General features: G+C 37.9%; 22 protein-coding genes, 2 pseudogenes and 2 riboswitches. Of the genes and pseudogenes, 15 read left to right on the top strand and 9 right to left on the bottom strand.

The window, feature by feature from the left end; genetic code table 11:
• Positions 1-390: 390 nt before the first annotated feature.
• From ACOMCU_RS23400 to ACOMCU_RS23410, 3 genes and pseudogenes are all read right to left on the bottom strand, one after another.
• A complete protein-coding gene (locus ACOMCU_RS23400) occupies positions 391-966 on the bottom strand; it encodes a YdhK family protein (protein WP_010857086.1) in 576 nt (191 codons plus the stop codon).
• A 180-nt stretch (positions 967-1,146) separates the two neighbouring features.
• Positions 1,147-1,391 (bottom strand): annotated as a pseudogene (locus tag ACOMCU_RS23405) (transposase); the annotation flags it as partial.
• Between the two features lie 209 nt (positions 1,392-1,600).
• On the bottom strand, positions 1,601-2,197 hold the full coding sequence (locus ACOMCU_RS23410; protein ID WP_421051584.1) for a biotin transporter BioY: 597 nt from the start codon (positions 2,195-2,197) through the stop codon (positions 1,601-1,603).
• A 190-nt stretch (positions 2,198-2,387) separates the two neighbouring features.
• Positions 2,388-2,579, top strand: a riboswitch (cobalamin riboswitch).
• Between the two features lie 151 nt (positions 2,580-2,730).
• Here ACOMCU_RS23410 and ACOMCU_RS23415 point away from each other — a divergent pair.
• Both ACOMCU_RS23415 and ACOMCU_RS23420 read left to right on the top strand, forming a co-directional pair.
• Positions 2,731-3,798, top strand: a complete 1,068-nt coding sequence (locus ACOMCU_RS23415; RefSeq protein WP_010857089.1) for a FecCD family ABC transporter permease — start codon at positions 2,731-2,733, stop codon at positions 3,796-3,798.
• Between the two features lie 5 nt (positions 3,799-3,803).
• Positions 3,804-4,607: an ABC transporter ATP-binding protein gene (locus ACOMCU_RS23420; RefSeq protein ID WP_010857090.1), complete on the top strand. Its 804-nt coding sequence runs from the start codon at positions 3,804-3,806 to the stop codon at positions 4,605-4,607.
• A 362-nt stretch (positions 4,608-4,969) separates the two neighbouring features.
• Here the strand turns inward: ACOMCU_RS23420 and ACOMCU_RS23425 are convergent, their stop codons facing one another.
• From ACOMCU_RS23425 to ACOMCU_RS23435, 3 genes are all read right to left on the bottom strand, one after another.
• The gene (locus tag ACOMCU_RS23425; protein WP_010857092.1) at positions 4,970-5,284 is read right to left on the bottom strand and encodes a DMT family transporter; all 315 of its coding nucleotides are present in this window, start codon (positions 5,282-5,284) and stop codon (positions 4,970-4,972) included.
• Entirely contained in the window at positions 5,284-5,637 is a 354-nt protein-coding gene (locus tag ACOMCU_RS23430) for a DMT family transporter (RefSeq protein ID WP_010857093.1), read from the bottom strand. The genes ACOMCU_RS23425 and ACOMCU_RS23430 overlap by 1 nt, the downstream gene beginning before the upstream one ends.
• A 70-nt stretch (positions 5,638-5,707) precedes the next feature.
• Complete coding sequence (locus ACOMCU_RS23435; RefSeq protein WP_010857094.1) at positions 5,708-6,286, bottom strand: TetR family transcriptional regulator; 579 nt, start codon at positions 6,284-6,286, stop codon at positions 5,708-5,710.
• A gap of 151 nt (positions 6,287-6,437) precedes the next feature.
• On the opposite strand from ACOMCU_RS23435, the gene ACOMCU_RS23440 reads away from it, so the two are divergent.
• The 3 genes from ACOMCU_RS23440 to ACOMCU_RS23450 all read left to right on the top strand — a co-directional run bounded on the left by ACOMCU_RS23440 (position 6,438) and on the right by ACOMCU_RS23450 (position 9,600).
• Positions 6,438-6,608, top strand: a complete 171-nt coding sequence (locus ACOMCU_RS23440) for a hypothetical protein (protein ID WP_010857095.1) — start codon at positions 6,438-6,440, stop codon at positions 6,606-6,608.
• A gap of 76 nt (positions 6,609-6,684) precedes the next feature.
• A complete protein-coding gene (locus ACOMCU_RS23445) occupies positions 6,685-7,866 on the top strand; it encodes an endonuclease Q family protein (protein ID WP_010857096.1) in 1,182 nt (393 codons plus the stop codon).
• A 114-nt stretch (positions 7,867-7,980) separates the two neighbouring features.
• Positions 7,981-9,600 (top strand): S-layer homology domain-containing protein, encoded by a 1,620-nt coding sequence (locus ACOMCU_RS23450; RefSeq protein ID WP_421051586.1) that lies wholly within the window; start codon positions 7,981-7,983, stop codon positions 9,598-9,600.
• A gap of 76 nt (positions 9,601-9,676) precedes the next feature.
• On the opposite strand, the gene ACOMCU_RS23455 is transcribed toward ACOMCU_RS23450, so the two are convergent.
• Both ACOMCU_RS23455 and ACOMCU_RS23460 read right to left on the bottom strand, forming a co-directional pair.
• Positions 9,677-9,964 carry a DUF2653 family protein gene (locus ACOMCU_RS23455; protein ID WP_010857098.1) on the bottom strand — a complete coding sequence of 96 codons (288 nt, stop codon included), beginning with the start codon at positions 9,962-9,964 and terminating at the stop codon, positions 9,677-9,679.
• The gene (locus tag ACOMCU_RS23460) at positions 9,952-10,425 is read right to left on the bottom strand and encodes a hypothetical protein (RefSeq protein WP_010857099.1); all 474 of its coding nucleotides are present in this window, start codon (positions 10,423-10,425) and stop codon (positions 9,952-9,954) included. The genes ACOMCU_RS23455 and ACOMCU_RS23460 overlap by 13 nt, the downstream gene beginning before the upstream one ends.
• Positions 10,426-10,611: 186 nt before the next feature.
• Here ACOMCU_RS23460 and ACOMCU_RS23465 point away from each other — a divergent pair, with 186 nt between their 5' ends.
• The 7 genes from ACOMCU_RS23465 to ACOMCU_RS23495 all read left to right on the top strand — a co-directional run bounded on the left by ACOMCU_RS23465 (position 10,612) and on the right by ACOMCU_RS23495 (position 22,660).
• A complete protein-coding gene (locus ACOMCU_RS23465) occupies positions 10,612-11,628 on the top strand; it encodes a YdcF family protein (protein ID WP_036129664.1) in 1,017 nt (338 codons plus the stop codon).
• Positions 11,629-11,701: 73 nt separating this feature from the next.
• Entirely contained in the window at positions 11,702-12,985 is a 1,284-nt protein-coding gene (locus ACOMCU_RS23470; RefSeq protein ID WP_010857101.1) for an SEL1-like repeat protein, read from the top strand.
• 556 nt (positions 12,986-13,541) lie between these two features.
• Entirely contained in the window at positions 13,542-14,831 is a 1,290-nt protein-coding gene (locus ACOMCU_RS23475) for a globin-coupled sensor protein (RefSeq protein ID WP_010857102.1), read from the top strand.
• A gap of 156 nt (positions 14,832-14,987) precedes the next feature.
• Entirely contained in the window at positions 14,988-16,376 is a 1,389-nt protein-coding gene (gene hemG / locus ACOMCU_RS23480; RefSeq protein ID WP_010857103.1) for a protoporphyrinogen oxidase, read from the top strand.
• A 124-nt stretch (positions 16,377-16,500) separates the two neighbouring features.
• Positions 16,501-16,602, top strand: a riboswitch (SAM riboswitch).
• A 92-nt stretch (positions 16,603-16,694) separates the two neighbouring features.
• On the top strand, positions 16,695-18,542 hold the full coding sequence (locus tag ACOMCU_RS23485; protein ID WP_010857104.1) for a bifunctional homocysteine S-methyltransferase/methylenetetrahydrofolate reductase: 1,848 nt from the start codon (positions 16,695-16,697) through the stop codon (positions 18,540-18,542).
• Positions 18,535-21,966, top strand: a complete 3,432-nt coding sequence (metH, locus tag ACOMCU_RS23490; RefSeq protein WP_421051587.1) for a methionine synthase — start codon at positions 18,535-18,537, stop codon at positions 21,964-21,966. The genes ACOMCU_RS23485 and metH overlap by 8 nt, the downstream gene beginning before the upstream one ends.
• A 193-nt stretch (positions 21,967-22,159) precedes the next feature.
• Positions 22,160-22,660 (top strand): GNAT family N-acetyltransferase, encoded by a 501-nt coding sequence (locus ACOMCU_RS23495; RefSeq protein ID WP_010857106.1) that lies wholly within the window; start codon positions 22,160-22,162, stop codon positions 22,658-22,660.
• Positions 22,661-22,675: 15 nt separating this feature from the next.
• Here the strand turns inward: ACOMCU_RS23495 and ACOMCU_RS23500 are convergent.
• Positions 22,676-22,890, bottom strand: a pseudogene (locus ACOMCU_RS23500) (transposase); the annotation flags it as partial.
• A gap of 418 nt (positions 22,891-23,308) precedes the next feature.
• Between ACOMCU_RS23500 and ACOMCU_RS23505 the strand changes: the two are divergent.
• The 3 genes from ACOMCU_RS23505 (at position 23,309) to ACOMCU_RS23515 (ending at position 26,307) form a co-directional block, all read left to right on the top strand.
• Complete coding sequence (locus ACOMCU_RS23505) at positions 23,309-24,340, top strand: fatty acid desaturase (protein ID WP_010857107.1); 1,032 nt, start codon at positions 23,309-23,311, stop codon at positions 24,338-24,340.
• Between the two features lie 196 nt (positions 24,341-24,536).
• Complete coding sequence (locus tag ACOMCU_RS23510) at positions 24,537-25,682, top strand: sensor histidine kinase (RefSeq protein WP_421051598.1); 1,146 nt, start codon at positions 24,537-24,539, stop codon at positions 25,680-25,682.
• 19 nt (positions 25,683-25,701) lie between these two features.
• Positions 25,702-26,307, top strand: a complete 606-nt coding sequence (locus tag ACOMCU_RS23515) for a response regulator transcription factor (RefSeq protein ID WP_010857109.1) — start codon at positions 25,702-25,704, stop codon at positions 26,305-26,307.
• Positions 26,308-26,361: the final 54 nt, after the last annotated feature.

Genomic DNA, 26,361 nt, shown 5'->3' on the forward strand with positions numbered 1-26,361 from the left:
AACGTAGCGACAGGAGCAGTCATATTTGTGACGAAAGCGTGAGTGAAACGTAGCGACAGGAGCAGTCATATATGCGACGAAAGCGTGAGTGAAACGTAGCGACAGGAGCAGTCATATATGCGACGAAAGCGTGAGTGAAACGTAGCGATAGGAGCAGTCATATTTGTGACGAAAGCGTGAGTGAAACGTAGCGACAGGAGCAGTCATATATGCGACGAAAGAATGAGTGAAACGTAGCGACAGGAGCAGGAAAAACAAGAGCATGAGACCCAGCAGGGAGCGTTAGCGACCGATGCGGCTCATGCCTTGCCCGCGGAAAGCGAAGCGGATTTTTACCATATAGGAAAGCGGATTGTATTGTTTGAAGGACTTTTTAGACAGCCCCTTCATCTATTCATTTTTTGTTAGTTCATCTTCAGTAACCCATTTGTGATTTTTAATAACATCTCCATTTGTCGTAGATACATAATCAATCATATAAATAGTGGTTTGTAGTGCCTCATCAATACGCACCATCGCATTTTCCATTCCTTCCATATGTGAAGCAGCCGTTTTTACTTCTGTTCCAGGTGTTAAAGGTGCGCTATCTGGATTTAATAATTCCTCATGAATGACCCATTTATGATTCTCCACACGTTTGCCACCTGTAGTTGGTTCATACGAGATAATGTAAGCAGTTGTATCATAAGCTCCAACAACAGTTGCTTCAGCACCTTTCATACCTTCCATATGGCCATCTGCAATAATAGCAGTACTACCAACAGGATATATTGGGTTTTCTGCGTTTTTCAGAGTTGCTGGTATTTCACCTGAACTGGAATGATTCATCGAAGAATGGTCCATTTCACTTTGTTGTTCAGCCTTGCTTTCTTTTTTTGTATCGGCTGTATTTTCTGAGCACGCGGATAATACCAGAACGGCAACTACCGTCAGTAAGCCTACACGCCATTTTTTTTGTAGTTTCAAAGCCAATTCCTCCTTCTTCATTTGCCGTAAATGTAGCAAATAAATGTGCAGAAATTATGGATGAAGACTGCATATCATATCTATTTTATAAATAGTAAAGTTCCACTCTAGAGTGGAGTTTCAGATTGACGACAAAAGGTATTCGGAATGATCACATTCCGAATACCTTTTGAAGCTTTATCAGAAATAGTAGTTACAAATAGCCACTATTAACGACAGTATTACGCTACGTTTAACCAACTTCTGCCACTTTAGAACTTTGCTATGACCATAAACTAGCTTCTTCAAATCCATAGCAGTAAAAGTAAGTACCGCCTGCATGGACAATTTTTTAATCCTTCGAAAGGTTGTCCAACGCATACCATACTTTTCTTCGCATCCGCACATACGCGTTCAATCGTCTCTTTACATCGTGCATAGATTTGTTACTTGTCACTTTGTTGAAATAAATGATGGACTGAAGCCATGCCCGCGAAAAGCGTCCGCCGTAGCGAAAATCAACGGGTTCTTATAGAAACTTCTATTTTTTAAAAAATAAGACTTACTGTAAAAACTCAACTTTGAGTATGTCTATAGTCTGAAACTCCACTCTCTAAAGTTATTGAGTGGAGTTTTTATCAAAATAGGTTTCGTATTATTTCACCGCAATAATTTTCAGCACTTTTTCCACACGATATGCGAAAATACCAGCGAATACGGCTAAGATAATATCCTTTGGCAATGGTGGCATCATCCAAAGCCATGCCATTTTATAGGTGAATCCTTCAGGTGCACTAGCCCATAGTTTATAAGCAAAATACATCCAGTTTGTACCAAGTAAATAATTAATGGTCATTGCACTTAGTGCGGCTATGACATAGCTTTTTTTCGTAGCACTTTTTTCTATTATAAGCCCTGCGATAAAGGCTGCTAAAATAAAAGTTACGATAAAGCCGAATGTCGGGCTTAAAATTTGTCCAAAACCCCCTCCGAAACGAGCAAATACAGGTGCCCCTGCTAAACCGATACACATATAGACGGTACAGGCGAGCGCTCCTTTTCTACTACCAAGAATAAGTCCTGCTAAAATAGCAAAAAACGTCTGTAATGTGATAGGCACGCTTCCAACTACCATGAAAGGTGCAAAGGAAGTAATATTTGCACCAATCATCATCAATGTAGAAAATAAGCCAATGTAGGCCAGGTCGACTGTTCTTAATTTATGATGTCCATGTTCAGCTACTGTTGTCATAATATCTCCTCTTTTTAGTAAAGTTGTTAGTGATATTTTAAGAAAATAAAAACTTTGTGTCAACTTTATAAATAAATTAAGTTAACGTAAAATTCCCTGTTTAGCGAGGAGATACATGGTTTAGATATGGTAAAAAGATAAAATATGTATAGACTACTATAATTATGTATGTTAGAATCGTCATAATTTTAATATTTCAGATACTATTGGTGTGATGCCTTTTAAAGCGTCACTTAAAAGGGAAATCGGTGTAAATCCGGTGCTGTCCCGCAACTGTAACGAGGAATTCTATGATATATAAGCCACTGTTTTTTAAATGGGAAGGCTGTCATAGCAATGATGAATCGAAGCCAGGAGACCTGCCAATTAGTTGTTACCTGTAATGCCCACGAGGATGCAAGCAATTACGGACAATTGAAGGATACATTTCTTACTTTTGTTTATTCGAGGGTATTTCTATGCAAATTTTTTGCGTAGAATACCTTTTTTTATTGCTTCACATCTATCATTTTTGACTAGGAGTTAATAAACAGATGAAGAAACAGTACCTGTTCCCAAAGAATAAATTTATCTTACTTTCTATCCTGCTTCTCCTATTGCTATTCATTTCAATTACTTTCGCCATCATGATTGGTTCCGTTTCTATAACACCGTTGTATGTTTGGAAAGTTATCCTTTCAAAAATTCCACTTGTCCAAAATTGGATAGAGCAAGATTGGAGTCGCTCACAAGAAATTATTATTTGGCAAATTCGTGTGCCACGTGTTTTACTTGCCGCAATCGTTGGGGGAGGATTAGCTATTGCTGGTGCTGCCATCCAAGCACTCGTTCGTAATTCAATTGCGGATCCGTATATTTTAGGGGTTTCATCTGGTGCAACAGTTGGGGCTACGGCGGTCATAATTTTAGGCGCCTTTTCATTTTTAGGCATATACGCACTTTCTATCGCTGCGTTTTTAGGCTCTTTACTAGCGATTGTATTAGTGTTTTTCTTATCACGTGTAGGTGGGCGAATTTCTATCTTTCGCTTGTTACTAGCAGGAATGGCCGTATCATTTATTTTATCAGCCACTTCGAATTTTATATTAATGATGTCGAAGCAAGAGGGTGGCATGAAAGCAGTAATGTACTGGATGCTAGGGAGTCTAGCAGGTGCTAAATGGAATAATCTACTCATCCCAACAATTATTTTTGTCGTTGTCTTTGCCTTGCTTTGGCTCCATTATCGGAATTTGAATTTGCTTCTACTTGGAGAAGAGGCAGCAGTAACATTAGGTGTTAATCTACAACAATTCCGAATACAACTTGTTGTTCTTGTATCTCTACTTACAGGCGTACTTGTTGCTGTAAGTGGCTCGATTGGGTTTGTTGGCTTGATTATTCCACATATTGTCCGGTTAATTATAGGTTCAAATTATAAATATGTTATCCCCATTAGTGCTTTATTAGGAGCGATTTTCTTAGTTTGGGCAGATGCGCTTGCACGAATACTAATTGCGCCAGAGGAAATGCCAATTGGTATTATTACTGCATTTTGTGGAGGGCCATTTTTCATTTGGTTACTGCGTCGTAACAATTATTCTTTCGGTGAAGGAGACTAAAACATATGACATTAGAAGCGAAACAAGTATCATTCTCCATTCATGATCAGCGTATTTTACATGAGGTGAGCATTCAAATAAAAGAAAAGCAATTTGTCGGCTTAATTGGTCCCAATGGCAGTGGAAAATCAACACTTTTAAAAAATATGTATCGTCTATTAAAGCCAGAAAGTGGAACGGTTTTACTGAACGAGAAAGACATTTTGAAGCAAACGAGTAAAACTATTGCAAAAAATCTAGCTGTTGTTAGTCAGGAAACTCCTGTATTATTCGATTTTCAAGTACGAGATCTGGTTAGCATGGGAAGAACTCCTCATAAAAAATTGTTTGAACTTGACCATGAAGATGACTTTCAAATTGTCAAAGAAGCATTATCGCAAACGGGTATTGCCCATTTAGAAACCCGTAGCTTTAGCTCTCTTTCAGGAGGAGAAAAGAAACGAGTGATGGTTGCTCGTGCTCTCGCTCAACAAGCACAGGTGATTATTCTAGATGAACCAACGAATCATTTAGATATTCAGCACCAATTACAACTGATGGATTTAATTCAAACACTACATTTGACTGTAGTGGCAGCGCTACACGATTTGAATATCGCTGCTATGTATTGCGATACTATTTATGTGTTACAGCAGGGAAGAATCGTACACTATGGAACGCCAGCAGAAGTGCTCACACCAACTTTACTAAGAGAGGTATTTGGTGTATATGCAGATATTCAAGTACACCCGTTGACAGGAAAACCGTACTTAACATATGTGTCTGAACAATTCACAAAAAAAGCTTTGAAAGAAAGTTCAATTATATAAATGTGAAATTATATTGGCATGTACATAGGAACACACAATAGAAAGCTGGATGTATTAAGTCAAAAGATGAAAAATGGACATTTCCCAGTTTATTTGAGAAACGTCCATTTTTACTTATTATTTTAAATGAGGCGCGGTTATTTGTAGATAATACTTCATCAGCTTCAAAAATTTTGCCACAAATATTAGTGACACCGAAGTTTGTTCAACGTGCCCTTTAGAATCAAATAAGCACACGCCACCAGCTTCTTTAGCAACCGCATCCTTGGTCCGTTTATACGGCGGTTTTGACTGACAATATGTTGAACTAAAGCTAAAGCCTGACTCAATTGATATATGAAAAATCAAAGTCATTATTTGCTTTATGCCACCGCTTTTAAACCAGCTACACCAATGATAATGGCAATGATGCTAATGATTCGGGTGAAGTTTTTAGATTCTCCGAAGAAAATAATATTAACGACTACTGCACCAACCGTACCAATGCCAATCCACACAACATAGGCAATACTTAACTGTAAATAGTTAAAGGATGCATATAAAAGGGCGAATGACAGACCGAAGCCGCCAATATATAATAATAAATTACGTACAGTTTTTTTCTGACTATAAAAACGTAAACCAATTACACCGATAATTTCTGCAATAGATGCTAGTAGTACGAGTAACCAACCCATTATACATTTGCCCCTTTCTCTGTATCTTTATCTTTTGGAGAGTTATCTGCCAGCTTAAGCCCTATAACACCAAGAACTAAAATAAACATAAAGATGCCTTTAATAGAGCTAAATTCACCGTCAAAAATAAAAATATCCATCAGGGCCGTACCAATTGTTCCTGCACCAGCAAAAACCGCATAAACAGTTCCAGTAGGTAGGTTTTCACAAGCCTTCGATAGAAAATGAAAATCAACGGCAATCAGGACTACAATAATAACCCAATGCCACCAAGCGCTTGCTACATTAAAGCCAAATATCCAAAACAATTCAAATAAACTCGTTAAACCAACATAAATCCAATCTTTTTGCATAGATAAAATCCTTTCTATTAACAATTTATATGACTGACAATCAGTCAATTTAATATAAAAGAGAACGTCACTAGTTGTGACGTAGACCGAGTGCATGATGTAAAAAATCTAGAAGCTCTAGCTTTTGAAGTCTAATTGTTTCGTCCTCACTATCATCATACAAATAAATCTGTTCGGCTGCAGATTCTACTAAACCAATAATAAGTTTCGTGGAGCGTGTTGTATTTAGAGAATCGCGTATAATTCCCTGTTTTTGTGCAACCGATAAGAAATCGTTCATCCATTCATAGTAGGGTGCATAGATATTTTCCCATTCTTTCATATGCTCCGTTTGTGTGATACCAGCATAAATAAGAGCAAAAACATCTCGATATTCTTCGGTTAAAGAAAAGACAATATCAATCACTTGTTCAAGTTGCTGTTCAAATGATTCCTGCCCATGGACACCTTGTTCAATTGCTGTAATAATTTTTTCGACCATGACTTTAGCAATCGCAGGCATGACAGACAATCGTGATGGAAAGTAAAGATAAAATGTGCCTTGTGCAATCCCAGCAGCTTTTACGATATCGGATACTTTCGCTTTTTCTATCCCTTTTTCTCGAAATACTTCAATAGCAGCTTGAATAATTTTTTCTTCTTTTGACATCTGAAATCCCTCGCTTTTGGAATGCTTATTTAGTATGTTACAGAATAGATGACATGAAGTCAAAGAAAATGACTGATAATCAGTCATTTATTTTTTGTATATATAGGAGCTTTTCCGGGAACTTTACTTTTGAAAGGAGAAGTGATGAAAAATGGAAGACGTTAAGATTGCTCAATTAGATAAGCAACAGCTCGATAAAATAAATGAGCTAGAAAAGAAAATAGGTGTTACATTAGTGGCGTATGATTGTGCGACAATGTCCTCGCAAGGTTCGGGTGCTTATCAGACCAATAATAGCACTCATAATAATCATCCATCATAAGTGAAAAATGCCTTGCAGCTATGTAAGGTTTTTTCATTTTTTATTAGAAAGTAATGGATTGAAGGAGAGATTTTCATTGTTTAAAGAGTACTATGCAGATTTACATATTCATATTGGTCGTACGGTAAGTGGGCGTGTTGTGAAAATTACGGGTAGTAAGACTTTAACATTAGCCCGAATTTTAGAGACAGCTAGTGCTAGAAAAGGGCTAGATATAATTGGAATCATTGATTGTCATTCACCCGAAGTAATAGAGGAAATGACCAAAATGATTGAACAGGGTGAGCTGGAAGAATTAGCTGAAGGGGGGCTTCGCTTTCAAGAAACAACACTTATCCCAGGCTCGGAAATTGAAATATTCGATAGTAGCTGTCAAGGTCCTATTCATGTGCTGGCCTATTTTCCAACGCTTACGGTAATGAAGGAGTTTTCGGATTGGATGCTGAAACATATGAAAAATATCCATTTGAGTTCGCAACGTATTTATTGTGACGGTCGAACACTACAAGAAAAAGTGTGTGATATAGGGGGACTTTTTATTCCTGCGCATGTATTTACACCTTTTAAAAGCTTGTTTGGTAAAGGCGTACATCGCAGTTTAACGGAAGTATTTGATCCACAGTTAATTGATGCAATCGAACTTGGCTTAAGCTCAGATACAAATATGGTGAGTGCCATAAGGGAACTTCAACAATATCCTTTCGTGACAAATTCCGATGCGCATTCATTAGGGAAAATAGCACGTGAATATCAAAAGCTACGATTAAAGCAGGCTAACTTTACAGAATTGAAAAACGCGCTTCATGAATGGGAAGGTCGAGCGATTGTAGCCAATTACGGATTGAATCCCTTGCTTGGTAAATACCATCAAACGGTGTGTACAAAATGTGGGGAACAGTTAAAAGCTGAGGCAACGAGCTGTACAGTTTGCGGGAGTATGCAAATTATAAAAGGTGTTGCAACACGTATTAAGGAACTATCAGAGCCGATTGTAAATGTGCGCGAGAGACCACCTTATATACATCAAATACCTCTTGAATTTATTCCAGGTTTAGGACCGAAAATGATGGAACGGTTAATCGAGGCTTTTGGAACAGAGATGGCTATCTTGCATCGTGTGACAATAGAACAGCTTGAACAAATCGTGCCACATAAAATTGCTACAATGATTGATTTTGCCCGAATAGGCCAATTAAGTATTGCAGTTGGTGGCGGTGGTATTTATGGAAAGGTTCAGGTCGAGAAGAGAAACAAATAGCTCGGCACATAATTGAAAATAAAAATGCGTTGAAAAATCTTGCAATTATTTAACCTATTTTTATCCTTTATCTAGTAAACTAGTTACTATTAGATTGTTAGGAGGAGTAGGAACATGCAATTTTCAAAGAAGTTCCGTTTTTTAGCTGCTAGTGTACTAGCATTACAATTAACAATTCCAGTAGTTGCGAGTGCACAGGAAACGAGCGATACAATAGCACCGAGCTGGATTGAACAGGCAGATTACGTTGCCCTAGGAGATTCCTTGGCACATGGTATGAATGAAGTCGGTGCCATCGGGTTAGGGTATACAGATTTTGTAGCGCAAGTGTTGCAACAAGAGGGGTTTATCACTTCTTATAATAAGGGATTTGCTTATTCAGGCTATACAACAAAAAACGTCTTGGCGGATTTACAAGGTGATGTAGAAAAACCAGTGACCGGCTTTGGCTACGCGAGCGAGCAGGCAAAACTTCGAGCATCAATTCAAGAAGCTGAACTAATAACCCTAACAGCTGGTGCTAATGATTTATTGCCAATTTTACAAGATTCACTTGCAACAGGCGTGAACGCAGCACAAATATTAAAAGCATCCCAAGAAGCAATGCAGAATATTGCAGCTATTTTAGAAGAGATTTATCGCCTCAATCCACAAGCGCAAGTTTATGTCATGGGTTACTATAATTCTTTCCCCTACTTGAATGAGGATTTACAGACACAATTTAAAATGTTACTAGCAGTCATGAATACTTCAATTAAAACAACTGTACAGAAAGTGGGGGCAGTTTTCGTTCCTACTTTTGAAGTTGTAGCAAAAGATGTAGCGAACTATTTACCAAACCCAGAAAATATTCATTTAAGTGAAGCGGGTTATTTAGCAGTAGCAAACGAAGCATTTCTACCAATCATTAAAGCAAATAAAATGTGGGATGCATCTAGTGCAATACAAGTAAACGTTAAAAATAGTACAGCTGTACAGGTGACTTGGCAGGAAGCAACTGATAATGTAGGGGTGACAAATTACAATATCTATGTGAATGGAAAACTGTCTTCTACACAAAGTGCTGATAAAACAGCTATTACGCTTGAAAATTTAGCAGAGAATACTGCTTTGACTGTTGCTGTAAAAGCAGTTGATGCGGCAGGTAATGAAAGTATACAAAGTCCAGCCGTAACAGTTACAACGGATGGTACATTAAACTTTACAGATACAGAAAATCATTGGGCAAAAGATTTTATTCAAAAAGCAGCGCAGGCGGGTATTATGAAGGGCTATTCTGATGGTACGTTTAAACCAGAGCACAATGTAACACGCGTACAGGCTGCGGCAATGCTTGTTCGAAGCCTAGGCTTAACAACATCAGAAAAAGCACCTTTTACAGATATTTCGAGCTATGATGCTGAGACTCAAACAGAAATTGCAGCGGCGTATACACATGGCTTGATAAAGGGGAACAAGGGCAAGTTTAACCCGGGTCAACCTGTTACTCGTGCACAATTAGCGTTAATGATTAACCGTGCCTATGAACAAAAGTTACAGCAAACTTATGTTGCAAAGGGGGAATTACCTTTTACAGATATCGCCCCATATAATGATGAAACAAAACGTGCAATAGCTATGCTCTATAATGTTGGTATTGTTACAGGAAGTGATGGTAAGTTTTCACCAAGTACAGCAACCAAACGCAGTCATGCAGCTAAAATATTCGTAAATTTTAGTGAGCTGTTAAAATAGAAATTTAAATGCAAATGAAAAAGCGGTTCAATAAATCTATTTTACAGATTTATTGAACCGCTATTAATTGATGTAACTATGATAGTTTGGCGATAATACCTTCTTCATCGTCTAACACAAGCTCGATCCCCGTTGAGAATGGATCGCCATGTAGCACATCTTTAATCCATACACGTAATGCACCAATCATTGCAGCCGTATTTAAGATTTCTGTTTGCCCGGCGCTATCAACTTCGGCACCAAAGCCTGTTTCATCATCATACATAAGCTCAACCATTATTTCATCTGGTTGCATTTTTTTGTGATATGCTTGTGATAAGCAGATGGCATTAATGATATCTTGCTCATTAATTATTTGTGCCATTGAGTAGCTTCCTGTTCTTTTCGTTTTTTATCTTTGAATATATTGAAGATTTTTATAACTAGCATCACGATAACTGCGATCGCTGCAAAGTTAATTAATAAACCTAGAATATTACCAAGTATACCCATGCCGCCAAATAGACTACCAAATAGCAAGCCAGCTAAACCACCTAGCATTAAACCCTTCATGAGACCACCGGAGAAGAAGCCGCCCTTTTTAGCAGTTGTTGAATCTTTTTTATTAGTAGAAGTCGTATTTTTATTTGTTGTTGCATTATTTTTGTCTTTTGATGTATCCTGAGATTTTTGAATATTTGAGCTGTTGTTATTGTTTGAGAAGCCCTTTTTACCTGATTTGTACGATTTTGCTTCTGCAGTTGGTGTGTCTGAAACTAAAAGTGTCGCACCAACAGACGCAAACATGAGTGTCGCTGCAAAAATAGCAGCAAGAATTTTTTTCATTACTTACATTCCTCCAACATAATCTTTTATTTTGTCATAAACTAGTATTACTAATAATTTTACATGAATTAACGCGAAAAATAAAATAATCGCTTCAATTAATTTAGGAATAATGCAATATATGAACAAGTCGTGTCATGATAAAAGAAGGATAATACGATAACACTACTGAATGGGGTGAACATAATGATTCAATCATTACTAGTATTTATAGCACTGTTTTTAACATTGTATTTGACTGACAAAAGGCGATTTCTCAATGCAGTTGTACTTGGCTTATTAGGGCTTTATTTGTTAAGAGAAATAATCATATACTACCCTTTATTGATTCCCAATGAGCAAGGAATAGTGTCTGAGATGGGGATAATAATTCTACTGGGAAGTTTTCCTAGTATAATGTTTATATTGTCGATTGCCATGTTTTTTAATAGTAAAGTTTTACTTGAAAAGGAAGGACGTAAATTTCGTAATTTATTATTAGCTATTTTTGGTTTAAGCTTTTTTCTTATGATGATTTGGTATGTATTTATCATTTTTACGAATATCGAAAATGCTATTTGGCATATCCTTTTCTTTTATGCATTTTTAATTTTTGGCTATACCATGTTTTTATATACGAGCGTGCTGGCCTACGCAACCGTTTACCATTTCACACCTATATCCTATGAACCTGACTATATTATTGCACTGGGCTCAGGGCTAATTGGCGATAAAGTGCCACCTCTTTTAGCTAGTCGCTTAGATGAAGCGGTGAAGCAATATAAAAAATACGGTGAACGACCTGATATTATCGTCTCAGGTGGGCAAGGTAATGACGAAAAAGTATCCGAGGCATTTGCTATGAAAAAATATATAGTTGATGTGCACCAATTACCAGCTCAAAAAGTACTAATGGAAGATAAATCGACGAATACTGAACAGAACATGGCCTTCTCAAAAGCAATAATGGATGCACATGCACAGGGGCGAAAATATCGTTCTTTGTTTGTCACAAATAATTTTCATGTATTCCGAGCAAGTATTTATGCAAAAAGGGCGAAGCTTGATGCAGAAGGTGTTGGTTCAAAAACAGCTTTTTATTATATACCTAATGCTTTTACTCGCGAATTTATTGGTTTATTAGAAATGTATAAATGGGTTCACGTGACGGTCTTTTTATTCATTACATTATTTGTAGGATTAATACTGAGAGCATATGTGTAACCATTCTTGAACTGCCTTCCATATAATGATGATAAGGCAGTTTTTTTACATAGCGCGCAAGGGAGGGAATTCAATGTATGGACAATTTTTAGCAAAGCAAAATAAGGAACGAATTGGATCCTTACAACAGCTAACACATACACATAATACATGGTTTGCACAAAATATCGCATTACTGACTTTTGAGGAAGTGCAACTAACGACCTTGCAAAAAATGCTCCATCAAGTTGTTCAGGGGCTTTTAAGGAAAAATCAGCAACGGCATCTACAAATTGTACACCCAGAGCAAACACAAACGATAAAGGAAAATGTTTTAACTCTTTTAGCTGAATATGATGATTTATTACGGGAAGCAATCCCTCTCCCAATTTATATTTTAATTTGGCAAATTACTTCACTAGAGAAATTAGCCTATACAAATGAAGTTGTTGACGATGTACTGGATGTAGTGGAATGGTATTTTATCCATCAAGATGAAGAAGTTAAAGTAGTTGAAGAAGAATTAGATTATGAAGAAATAATTGACTTATATAAAGAAGCGATTGAAGAAAAAGATGCCGAAGCGCAATTTGAGCTTGGAGAATATTATAGTGCAGATGATAGCGAATCCTTTCAGCCCGAAAAATCGATAAAGTGGTTTGAATTGGCAGCGTTGCAGGGCAATGCTGAGGCCCAATATGCACTTGGAAACTATTATTTTGAGGGTATCGGTGTGACAGAGAGTTATGATCGTGCGTTCAAATTATATGAGGCGGCAGCAATGCAAGGGCATGCAGATGCAGCGAATAACTTAGCTGATATGTATTTTAATGGTGAGAGTGTACCAGAAAATATGGTGCTTGCGAAGCGATGGTTTGACTTTGCCGCAACACAAGGTGTAGCAGAGTCTATGTTTACATTAGGTATTATATACGAGCAAGGTTTAGGTGTGACAATTGATGAAGAACAAGCATTTCTTGCCTATAAGAAATCATCCGAATCAGGTTATGTAGAGGCACAATATAGACTGGGTGGAATTTATTTAGAGGGTCAGTTAGGGCAAACACGAGATGTGAATCGTGGTTTGTATTGGTATGAAAAGGCTGCGGGACAATATCATGTTGATGCCTTTTATGACTTAGGTTTTATTTGGAGTAAAGGCTTAACAGGTATTCGTAATATTGAAAAAGGTATTCATTGGTTTAAACAAGCGGCATTACAAGGAGATCCAGAAGCAAAATTGCAGCTTGGACATATCTATAACAAAGGAGAGGGCATGCCGAGAAATATGAAAGAAGCTAAAAAATGGTATGGTCTTGCTGCGGAAGCAGGTATCGAAGAAGCCACTTTATTGCTTGAAGAATTAGAGGAATTGTAAATTTTATGTAAAAAAATTATGAGTATTTAGAATCGTTTTTAATATTGGATATTTTTAAGTATAAATGACTATTGTTTAATCTTTTTATAGGATAGTACACATAGGGTGTGGTTATCATTTTATATGTTAGGTAAAGTGATCGCCAATAATTATGTCAAAGGTAATGAGAGAAATAGATAAAGCCATAAAGCGTGGAAAAACAGAGTTTAATGATTAAGGCTGCTCCAAAAACCTGGAGTAGCTTTTTTGATGTTTGTTGATAATTTTGGTAAATATATTATATAGGTGTTTCTATATCACAATAATAATTGGTAAAAAATAGATAATAAAAAATTGACAATCAGGGATAAACTGTATAATGTATATGAAGTATTTGAATTTAACAATTAGTGATTTTTTGATTATTTTTGTGAAATTATATTATGTTATTTTATTGTAATATTATCTAAGGAAACGGAATCTTTTAGAGTTTTTTTAAATATATATTGATAAACGGACGGATAAAGTACGAGGCTCAGCTTTTTAAAAGTAATCGTTAATGAAAGAGGGAAAATGTGTGATTTTTCAAAAACAGAAAAAGGCAACGGCATTAGATTTGCAACAGTACACAGTTAAGATGGATGTTTCTAACCGCCTGCCGATGGTAAAGCAGATTGAAATGCTTAATTTAACGAAGCAGGATTTACAATATTTAAAAGCTTTCAAACCATTTGTTGAGGACAATATTAATCACATTGTTGACCGATTTTATGACATGATTGTCACTGAGCGTAGTTTAGTAGACATCATTAATAGACATAGTTCTGTGGAAAAGCTGAAAGTCACACTCCGTCGTCATATTATTGAAATGTTTAATGGAAGTATAGATGAAGAATTTTATAAAAGACGAATTAATATTGCAAAAGTACATGTACATATTGGACTTAGAACACAATGGTATATTTGTGCGTTCCAAGATTTATCTATATCATTTACAGACTTAGTAGAAAAACATGTAGAGCATCCGATGGACCAATTTAACACGATTCGTGCTATTTCTAAGATTTCAAATTTTGAACAACAACTTGTATTAGAATCATTTGAAAACACCGTCATGCAACTCAAGGAAAATGTAGAGCGTGGAAAAGAAGAGGTGGAGAAAAAAATCGTTGAATCTTCAGAGGGACTCGCTACAATCTCTCAAGAGACAAATGCCTCCTTCTGTCTTTTAAATAGGCAATCAGGTGAAATGAAGCAATTAGCAAAAAAATCACTTCAAGTGTCTACTTTAGCGGAAAGCCAAGCGCTAGAAGGTCGAGAACGATTGCAAAATCAATCCACGAACATGAATAATATTATTCACTCACTCGATGACATTACCGATAACGTTGAGCAATTGTCAGATATGTCAAAGGAAATGGAATTAATAATGAGTGTTGTAACGAATATTGCGAATCAGACAAATCTACTAGCATTAAATGCTGCGATTGAAGCCGCCCGTGCTGGAGATGCCGGCAAAGGCTTTAGTGTGGTGGCAGATGAAGTTCGGAAATTATCAGATCAAACGAAAGAATCGGTCACAGCTGTTGCAAAGTTATTGCAAAAGACGAATGAACGTACAGATAAACTTGTTCATTCACTTAGTAATATTCAGGAAGAAGTAGCGTCTGGTGAGGAAAATATGGTACAGACGGAAGGTCAATTCAATAAAATATTGGATGCTATGACACAAGCCAAGTGTCAAAATGACCGTATGGAAAAGGAAGTACAGGCTGTTGCAGAGGTTTTAAGTGAGCTTGGTATTTCTTTTAACGAAGTAACCCATTCAGCTGACAAATTAGCGAACTTTGCACAAAATTTAACTTAAACTAGAAACCTACTGTGCTTGTCACAGGAAATGGAGCTATCCAACACGTTGGATAGCTCCATTTTTGCTAAATTTGTAAAGGGTTTAACGTAATTCTCATGAAAAAGAGTTTATACTGAAGGGAGGGAAATAAAGAAAATAATAGGGGCGGTAAAGATGAAAACAGTAGTTGTATTAGGTGGCGGAATTACAGGATTATGTACGATGCATTATTTACAACGCCAGGTGAAGGAAAAAGGCTTGGATGTAAAACTAGTACTCATTGAAAAAAATGCCTACTTAGGTGGCAAGCTACATTCTGCATATGAACAGGGCTTCATAATGGAAACAGGTGCAGATTCCATTGTGGCTCGTCATAAAGGGGTCATGGAACTAGTGCAAGAGCTTGGGTTTGAAGAAGATCTTGTCTACAACGAAACAGGCATATCGTATATCTACACAAATAATGAGTTATATGCAATCCCAGCAGATTCAACATTTGGTATTCCAATGAGTTTAGCATCTCTTGAAGCCAGTACACTTGTATCACAAGCAGGAAAGCAAGAGGCATTAAAAGATTTAACAATGCCAAATGTAGGATTTACTAAGGAAAGCTCTATTGGTGAGTTTTTAACATATTATTTAGGCGAAGAGCTCGTACAAAATCAAATAGCACCAGTACTAGCTGGGGTATATTCGGGTGACTTAAATCAGCTATCAATTGGCTCAACGCTACCATATTTAATCGATTATAAAAATGACTATGGTAGTGTCATCAAAGGTTTTGATGCGAACCGCGAGCAATTTGTGAAAGCTGCAAATAAAAAATTTATTTCATTTAAAAAGGGTTTATCGTCGCTTATTGACCGACTTGAAGAAACGTTAACGGATGTAGAAATTGTCAAAGGAATAGCGACAACGCACATAAAGAAACATGACGAACACTATGTAATTACTTTGGCCAATGGTGTAACAATTGAAGCAAATCATGTCGTATTAGCAGTACCTAACGAGGCTGTACAATATTTATTGCAGGACACATCATTAAATAGTTATTTTGAACGATTTAATACGGCATCTGCAATTACAATTTATTTAGGCTTTGATGTGCCAGATGCAGTCCTCCCGGTGGATGGAACGGGCTTTATTGCGTCACATAATTCGAATTTACAATGCAATGCGGCAACGTGGACGAGCCAAAAATGGAAGCATACATCAGCGGATAGTAAATTACTTGTCCGACTGTTTTATAAGAGCATTAACCCTGCGTATGAGGAATTACGTGCAATGACAGATGAGGAATTGACTGTTATCGCTCTAGAGGACGTTAGAAAAAGTTTAGGCATTGAGGAAAAACCAACTGTTGTAAATGTTGCGAAATGGATTGATCAAATGCCAAAATATGATTTAGCTCATCAGGAAGCATTAAAGGGATTAACAACAGAACTTGCAGAAAGATACCCTAATTTATCAATTGCAGGTTGTTCCTATTTCGGCGTAGGGGTCGGTGCTTGTATTCAAAATGGTAAAAAAATTGGTGAAGAGCTTGCTGAAAAATTATCGTAATTTTTAAGAAAAACTCAAAAAACATTTATTTCGTGTGAAAAATCCTTTGTTATGTGAAATAGTCTTGACTCTACCGATTGTATCCGATATGATTCTTTTAATTATTTAAAAAATTCATACTATATTCTTATCAAGAGAAGCTGAGGGACTGGCCCTGCGACGCTTCAGCAACCAACTTCGTGTCAGGTGCTAAATCCAGAAGACCTTTTTGGTCCGAAGATGAGAAGGAAAAAACAATTACGATTCTGTTAAAGCCTTCTTTTTTTGTAAAAGAAGGCTTTTTATATTTTGACAACAAGGGAAGCGAGGTTACGTTTTATGGGATTACTTGAAAAGCTAAAAACACATGTCTTAACAGCAGATGGTGCAATAGGAACAGTATTATATGGTTATGGTTTAGAGTACTGTCACGAGGAAATGAATGTACAACGACCCGAATTAATAGAAAAGATACATCGTGAATATATTGCAGCTGGCGCTGATATTATCCAAACCAATACATATGGTGCCAATGCGATTAAATTAGCTCGCTACGGGTTAGAAACTCGTGTGCAGCAGTTCAATGAAGCGGCCATTACGATTGCGAAGCGTGCAGCAGCGGATGGCGGACAATTTGTACTTGGCACAATCGGAGGAATCCGTGGTATTCGCAAAAGTGATGCAACATTAGAAGAAATTCTAGTGACTGTTGAAGAACAGGCAACCGTGTTACTTGCAGGCAATCCAGATGGCCTTTTACTAGAAACATATTATGATTTTGAAGAGTTAACAGCAACATTATCTATGTTACGGACTAAAACAAATTTACCGATTATTGCACAGGTATCTATGCATGAGCCAGGGGTATTGCAAAATGGAATGACATTAAATCATGCCTTACACGAGTTAGAGACACTTGGTGCGGATGTAGTTGGTGTTAACTGTCGATTAGGCCCCCATCATACAATTCAAGCGTTTGAAGGGGTAGAACTTCCTGACAAGGCATTTATGTCAGCCTATCCGAATGCTTCCCTGTTAGATTTGGAGGATGGGCGTGTCGTGTATGAATCGGAAGCAGATTATTTTGGTCGTGCGGCAGTTGCTCTACGAGATCAAGGTGTACGTTTAATCGGGGGATGTTGTGGGACGACACCAAAGCATATTGAGGCTGTTAAAAAATATTTAGAAGAGCTTGCACCTGTAAAACAAAAGTATGCAAAGCCAGAAAAGATTGAGATCGTTCGCGAGGCAGAGCCAGCAACGTACGAACCGTTACATGAAAAGGTCAAACGTGAGCGTTCTATCATTGTGGAACTAGATACACCAAGGCATTTAGAAATTGACGGTTTTATGTATGGAGCCAAAAAGTTATATGACGCAGGTGCAGATGTGGTGATGATGGCAGATAATTCTTTAGCATCCCCGCGTATTAGCAATGTTGCGATGGGCGCTTTGCTTAAAGGAACACAGGGTATACGACCACTGACACATATTACGTGCCGTGACCGTAACTTAATTGGTTTACAATCACATTTGATGGGCTTAAATGCACTAGGGATTCATGATATTTTAGCAGTTACTGGGGATCCCACAAAGGTGGGGGACTTCCCAGGTGCGACAAGCGTTTATGATGTATCATCAATGGAACTAATTCAACTCATTAAGCAGCTAAATGAAGGGGTATCATTCTCAGGAAAGCCTCTTCGTAAAAAGGCAAACTTCTCGGTAGCGGCTGCATTTAATCCGAATGTACGGGTATTGGACCGTGCCGTGGCACGATTAGAGAAGAAGATTGAACATGGTGCGGATTACTTCATATCACAGCCTGTGTATACGAAGGAAAAAATCATAGAAATTTACGAGGCAACAAAGCATTTAGACACACCGATTTATATTGGAATTATGCCCGTTACGAGCTATAAGAGTGCAGAGTTTTTACATCATGAAGTACCGGGCATTAAATTATCGGATGATGCATTAGCGCGAATGAAGGTTTGTGGGGAAGATAAGGAACGTGCCACACTGGAAGGAATTGCGATTGCAAAAGAATTAGTAGAAGTAGCTTCGGAATATTTCAATGGTATTTACTTAATCACACCGTTCTTACGCTATGACATGACACTAGAGTTGATGAAATATATTGAGCAATTGGATGAACAGAAAAAAGGGGTACGTATAGATGGCTAAGCACTTAATTGAAGAGCGACTAGAGAAAAGAATATTAATTCTTGATGGCGCAATGGGTACAATGCTACAAAATGAAAACTTATCTGCAGAAGATTTTGGCGGTGAGGAGCTTGATGGTTGTAACGAAAATCTTGTGCTAACAAGACCGGATATACTTGATAAGGTTCACCGAAAATATTTAGAAGCAGGTGCAGATATTATTTGTACAAATACGTTTGGGGGCACACCACTCGTATTAAATGAATATAATCTTGGCGCAAAGGCCGAAGAAATTAATAAGCGTGCTGTGGAAATTGCTCGTAAAGTTGTGAATCAGTTTTCGACACAAGCATGGCCTCGTTTTGTGGCCGGAGCGATGGGACCGACAACCAAAACATTATCCGTAACCGGTGGTATTGCATTTGATGAGCTTGAGGAAAACTTCTATGTGCAGGCGAAGGCATTAATAGAAGCAGGTGCAGATGTTCTTTTACTAGAAACAAGTCAGGATATGTTGAACGTCAAGGCGGGGACACTGGGAGTATCACGCGCCTTTGAAACTACGGGAAAAGAAATTCCAGTGATGATTTCAGGTACGATTGAACCAATGGGTACAACACTTGCAGGACAAACAATTGATGCATTTTATATTTCAATTGAGCATATTAAGCCGTTATCAGTTGGCTTGAACTGTGCAACAGGTCCGGAGTTCATGACAGACCATATTCGTTCACTGGCAGAGCTTTCTACAGGCTATATTAGCTGTTATCCGAATGCAGGGTTACCGGATGAAGAAGGTTGTTATCATGAATCACCAGAATCACTGTCACAAAAATTAAAAGGCTTTGCTGAAAAAGGTTGGCTAAATATTGTGGGCGGTTGCTGTGGAACGACACCAGCGCATATTGCAGCAATCCGCGAGGCGATAAAAGATGAAAAACCTCGTCAATTACCTGAAGCGACACATGGACATGTTGTATCTGGGATTGATCCACTAGTCTATGACGATTCAATGCGACCATTATTTATTGGGGAGCGTACAAATGTTATTGGTTCCCGTAAGTTTAAAAACTTAATTATAGATGGCAAGTTTGAGGAAGCGGCAGAAATTGCACGTGCGCAAGTGAAAAATGGAGCGCATGTTATTGATATTTGTTTAGCTAATCCAGACCGTGATGAATTAGCAGATATGCGTGGTTTCATGCAAGAGGTAGTAAAAAAGGTTAAAGTGCCACTCGTAATTGACTCTACAGATGAAAACGTGATTGAGGAAGCATTGAAATTCTCTCAAGGTAAGGCCATCATTAACTCCATTAACCTTGAGGATGGCGAGGAACGTTTTGATGCGGTTATGCCTCTTGTGAAAAAATATGGTGGCTCACTAGTTGTCGGTACAATTGACGAACAAGGTATGGCGGTAGATCGTCAGCGCAAGTTAGAAATTGCCGAACGTTCGTATCAATTATTAACGGAAAAATGGGGCCTAGCACCAGAAGACATTATTTTTGATCCGTTAATGTTCCCCGTTGGTACAGGAGATGAGCAATATATTGGCTCAGCACTTGAAACAATTGAGGGAATTCGACTTATCAAAGAAAAAATGCCAAGAGCATTGACAGTGCTCGGCGTTAGTAATATTTCATTCGGTTTACCACCAGTAGGTCGTGAGGTTTTGAATGCCGTCTATCTATATCACTGTACACTTGCTGGCTTAGATTACGCGATTGTCAATACGGAGAAGTTAGAGCGTTATGCATCAATTCCTGAAGAGGAAATTAAGCTTGCCAATGATTTATTATTCAATACGAATGATGAAACACTTGCAGTATTCACCGATTTTTATCGTGATAAGAAGAAAGAAAAAACGGAAGCGGATATTCCAAAAACAGTGGAAGGTCGCTTAGCTTACTATATTTTAGAGGGTACAAAAGAAGGTTTAATTGAAGATTTAGACGCTGCTCGTGTAATCTATGATGCACCACTTGATATTATTAATGGTCCATTAATGGCAGGGATGGCTGAGGTAGGTCGCTTATTTAACGATAATCAGCTCATCGTGGCGGAAGTTCTACAATCGGCAGGTGTTATGAAGGCAGCAGTAGCGCATCTTGAGCAATTCATGGAAAAAGATGAAGAAAGCGCAGGCAAAGGTAAAATGGTGCTTGCTACTGTAAAAGGCGATGTGCATGATATCGGTAAAAACTTAGTTGATATCATTTTAAGTAACAATGGCTTTAAGGTAGTGGATCTTGGCATCAAAGTTACACCAGCGCAGTTAATAGAAGCCGTTCGCAAGGAGAAACCTGATTTCATCGGACTTTCTGGCCTACTTGTAAAATCTGCGCAACAAATGGTTATTACCGCACAGGACTTTAAGGAAGCAGGTATTGATGTCCCGATTTTAGTAGGTGGCGCAGCGTTGTCTCGTCGCTTTACAGAAACGAAAATTGCTAACGAGTATGATGGTCCTGTTATTTATTCTAAAGATGCGATGCAAGGTTTAGAGCAAGCAAATCTATTAATGGGTACGGAGACTCGAGAGAACTTCTTAACTGAAATTGCAGACTCACGTCAAAAACGATTAGAAGCCGATGAAAAACGTGCGGCTCGCCCTGTGAAAGAAGTAACGGTTAAGCCAGCGCGTACAGTCAAGGATGCACAGGTTTACTTACCGGCAGATGTTCGTCGCCATGTGAAAAAAGAGTATTCAGTGTCTCATTTATATCCTTACGTAAATATGCGCACATTACTTGGGCATCATTTAGGCTTAAAAGGGCAAGTGCAACAATTACTAGACGCCGGGGACTCACGTGCTACAGAACTAAAAGATTTAGTGGATGGCTATCTACAAAGCGATTTACTAAAACCATCCGGCATGTATCAGTTTTTCCCAGCGCAAGCACATGGTGATGATGTAGTGGTTTATGATCCAGCAGATAGTAAAACAGAAATTGAGCGTTTTACATTCCCTCGTCAACAGATTGAGCCTTTTATGTGCCTAGCGGATTTCTTAAAAACAGTAGAAAGTGGCGAAATGGATTACATTGCACTTATGGTTGTAACAGCTGGACAAGGCGTAATGGCAACAGCACGACAGTTAAAAGAACAAGGGAAATTTCTAGAAAGTCATGCGCTGCAATCAACGGCTCTTGAATTAGCTGAAGGTTTTGCTGAGCGCATGCATCAAGAAATCCGTGATCAATGGGGCTTCCCGGATGCTACAGACTTCACGATGCGCGACCGTTTTGCGGCGAAATATCAAGGACAGCGTTTCTCATTTGGCTACCCAGCGTGTCCAAACTTAGAAGACCAAGAAAAATTATTCGGCTTATTGAAGCCAGAGGATATTGGTGTTCAGCTAACAGAGGGCTTTATGATGGAACCGGAAGCTTCTGTGTCAGCAATGGTCTTTGCCCATCCAGATGCACGATATTTCAATGTGTAATTTTATGTCAGTTGGTTTGACTCTGTGTAGTAGGCATTAAAGGTCACCTCGGCGGATGTCATGGATATTGACTTTGTACTATTCAAAATCCCCTGACATCAATTACGCCAAGTGATAACGGATTATGTATAACATGTAAAATACCTGCTGTTTACAGAGGATGTATTTTCTTAAAGTAAGGATGTGGATATAAATGATTCGAATAATGGAAGTAAAAGATTTACCCGAAGTTTTAGACATCTACAATGACATCATTTTAACGAGCACAGCTGTCTACCGTTATGAGACGCAAACATTAAATGAAAAGAAACAGTGGTTTGACGAGCAACAACAATCTGGTAATCCATTGCTAGTCTTTGAGGAAAACGGAGAAGTGGCAGGTTTTGCTACTTATAGTCAGTTTCGCCCATACCCTGGTTACAAGCATACGATGGAGCATTCAGTGTATGTACATAAGGAACATTATCAGAAAGGTATTGCGACTAAACTGATGCGTGAATTAATACGTATTGCAGAGGAGCAAGGGGTCAAAACACTTGTGGCGGGTATTGATGCTGAAAACTTAGGAAGTATGAAAGCGCATGAAAAGTTAGGTTTTGAATATGCGGGAACGATAAAAAATGCAGGCTATAAATTTGAAGAATGGCTGGATTTAGTATTTTATCAACTACATTTAAGCGGACCGAAAATATAAAAAGGCTATGACATTCACATCTGTATTTCGGAAGCGACGTTCATCATTTTTAGTGAAAGTAGAGAAATGAAGTACTCCTGTATGAAAGCCAAATCTTAAAAACCAATGATAGGGCCATACTCGTTTCAATTACTTTAATAGTTTGACGCATTGAACGGATACGTGGACGCCCTATGGTAAATATAGGTTTCTACTAAAGGATAGATAAACAAAAAATCAATCGCTAACATTTCTAGTTATTCACGCTCATTGATTTGATTTTTCGTCATCATGTTTATCATCACTTCAAGTATGTTTAGCAGGTTAGAGCAGAATTATCAATAGGCGATACAAGTTGATTGGAGTGGAAGGCGCGACACTCCTGCAGGAACAGCACGTGCGGAAAATCCATTTTTGCGGCGATCCGCCGCAAAAATTAGTTGGTGCCGTGCCTGCGGAAAGGGAGCGCCTGGAACGGAAACCAACGTTTTCTTACTATTTATTCTAAAAAGAAAAAAGCCTGTAGACACTCATATTTTTTTGGAGTTGGTCTACAGTCAGAAAGGATATGACATTTGTCATATCCTTTTTATGATGTTTGCGTCTGTTGCTCATTATACTCTTGTTTTATGATGAGGTCATAAGCAAAAGGAAACGAGGGAAAACGAAATGGCTACAGATAAAGAAAAAACAAAAAAGCTGCGCCAAGATGTAGCACCATTTGCAAAATCGGATACTGGAAAAAGTATTTTTCAAATGGTGAATACAATTGTACCGTTAATTGTTCTATGGGTTGCTGGATATATGTTAGTTAATGTTTCACCATGGTTAACTGCAGGTTTAAGTGTAATTTCAGCTGGGTTTGTCGTACGAGCATTTATTATTTTCCATGACTGTACACACGGTTCATTTTTCAAAAGTAAAAAAGCAAATGACTGGGTTGGTTTATTTACTGGGGTAATCACTTCATTTCCGTATGAAAAATGGAAGCGTGAGCATACAATTCACCACGCAACAAGTTCGAACTTAGATAAGCGTGGAATCGGTGATATTGATATGATGACAGTGGAAGAGTATATAGAAGCTTCTAAAGGGCAACGTTTATGGTATCGTTTTTATCGTAATCCACTTGTAATGTTCGGCTTAGGTCCGTTATATATGGTGTTAGTGTTAAATCGTTTTAATCGTAAGGATGCAAAATCAAAGGAACGTGCCAATACACATATTACGAATGTTATTATTGTAGGTATATGTGCAGCATTAATTTACTTCTTAGGGTGGCAAGCATTCTTGTTAGTGCAGGGTGTAACATTATTCGTTGCAGGCTCACTTGGCATTTGGCTATTTTACATCCAGCATACGTATGAGGATTCTTACTTTGAACATGACACAGAGTGGGATTATGTAAAAGCAGCTGTTGAAGGCAGTTCATACTATAAATTACCAAAGGTATTGCAATGGGCAACGGGTAACATCGGTTTCCACCATGTCCACCATTTAGCACCTCGTGTACCTAACTATAATCTTGAAAAAGCGCATAATGAAACACCACCGTTACAAACAGCAACAACAATTACATTACGTACAAGTTTTGAATCGTTACGTTATAAATTATATGACGAAGAGCAAGGGAAATTTGTATCATTTAAAGATGTTAATGAAATTATTAAACGAAAAGCGAAAGGCAGTATAGCTGCTTAGTGGAAATTGATCAGCCATCTCTTCTGGGGATGGCTGTTTTACATAAGGTGATTTTTTGTATGGAAACGATGAGGTGAAGCGACAGCAACGAAAGGTTTGACCGTGCGAAAGCGAAGCGACAGCAACGAGAGATGGGCGCATATGCGCTTTTCTTGTTATAATAAAGGGAAAAAGTAGGAAAGATCGTGAGGTTATGATGAAAAAGTGGCATAGTATAATTCCGAATAGTCCCATACTGAGTATTTATTTATGGATTATTTTTTGTTTTCTACCGTTTTTCTTTATTTTTAAAAAATCTTCTTATATTGAAATATCGATAGGAATTACCTTTTTAATGCTGTATTTTATTTTTTATCGTTTTTCCGTAAATTCGAAAAATGGGCTTGTTTATATGTGGATTAGCTTCGAAATGGTCATTAATATCATTTTGACAATATTGTATGGCTATGTGTATTTGTCCATATTTACTGCGTTTTTCATTGGAAATATTCGTAGACCTGTAGGCTTTTATATTATGTACGGGCTGCATATAGGCTTTACTGTTATTTCTACTGGGGTTGGATTCTTCGTGGAATTACACTTATTTTTATCTCAACTTCCGTTTGTAGTGCTAACGATTTTAGCGGTAGTGCTTTTACCTCTTACCATTTATTCGAAAAATAAGCGTGAGAATTTAGAAGGGCAATTGGAAACGGCCAATGAAAGAATTGCGGAATTGATTATTTTTGAGGAACGTCAACGCATTGCGCGTGATCTACACGATACATTGGGTCAAAAATTATCAATGATTGGATTGAAAAGTGACCTAGCCACAAGACTTATTGAGCGAGATCCGCAACAGGCGTTAGTAGAGATTAGAGATATTCGTCAAACTGCCAGTATTGCGCTTAAAGAGGTTCGTGAATTAGTTTCAGATATGCGTACAGCGAAATTTGAGGATGAGATTATGCGTATTTCTCAAATCCTAAAAGCGGCCGAAATGGAGTTTGTTTTTGATGGAGATAAGGATTCGCTACAGGTTCCACCGCTTGTGGAAAATGTTTTATCCATGTGTTTAAAAGAGGCGGTAACGAATGTCGTTAAGCATAGTGGTGCGAGTAAATGTGAAATTGCCTTCCATCAAAATTTTAAGGAAGTATATCTAGTTGTTCGTGATAATGGACAGGGTATTTCGAAGAAGCAGGTATTGAAGAATGGTAATGGGTTAAAGGGGATGCGAGAGCGTTTAGAATTTATTAATGGCACCTTTAAAATAGAGAATGGTGAGGGTACAACATTAACTGTGTCTATTCCGGTGACCATCACACATCAAAAGGTCAAAGACAACCTGCAGAACATATAGAGGAAAAGAGGATTGTGACATGATTCGAATTGTAATTGCTGAAGATCAAGGTATGCTGTTAGGGGCACTTCGTTCGTTACTCAGTATGGAGGATGATATGGAGGTCGTTGGGTTAGCAAAAAATGGTGAGGAAGCATTGGCACTTGTAGAGCAGTATCAACCAGATATTTGTATTATGGATATCGAAATGCCAGTGAAAACTGGACTTGATGCTGCTGAAGAATTGCATGGTTCGGATTGTAAAGTCATTATTTTAACAACGTTTGCAAGACCGGGCTATTTTGAACGGGCAAGAAAAGCGGGTGTTCGTGGTTATTTACTAAAGGATAGTCCGATAGAGGAATTGGTAAGTGCTATTCGTACAATTATGGACGGCAAACGTATTTATGCCCCAGAGCTTGTTGATTTTGTTTATGAAGATGATAGTGAAAATCCTTTAACTGAGCGTGAAAGTCAGGTACTGACATTGGTTGCTGAAGGGAAGACAACAAAGGAAATTGCCGCAGAATTGTTTTTATCGGCGGGCACTGTACGTAACTATATTTCAACTATCTTAGAAAAGTTACATGTTGGGAATCGGATTGAAGCTATTGCGCGCTTTAAGGAAAAAGGCTGGAATAAATAAGACTTCTGAATGTACTTTTGACTGACGAATAGGTATGCTAAAAAATGGAGATTT

Origin of the sequence: Lysinibacillus sp. UGB7 (assembly GCF_049058285.1) — a bacterium.
In the GTDB taxonomy this organism is placed as follows: Bacteria; Bacillota; Bacilli; order Bacillales_A; family Planococcaceae; genus Lysinibacillus; species Lysinibacillus sphaericus_B.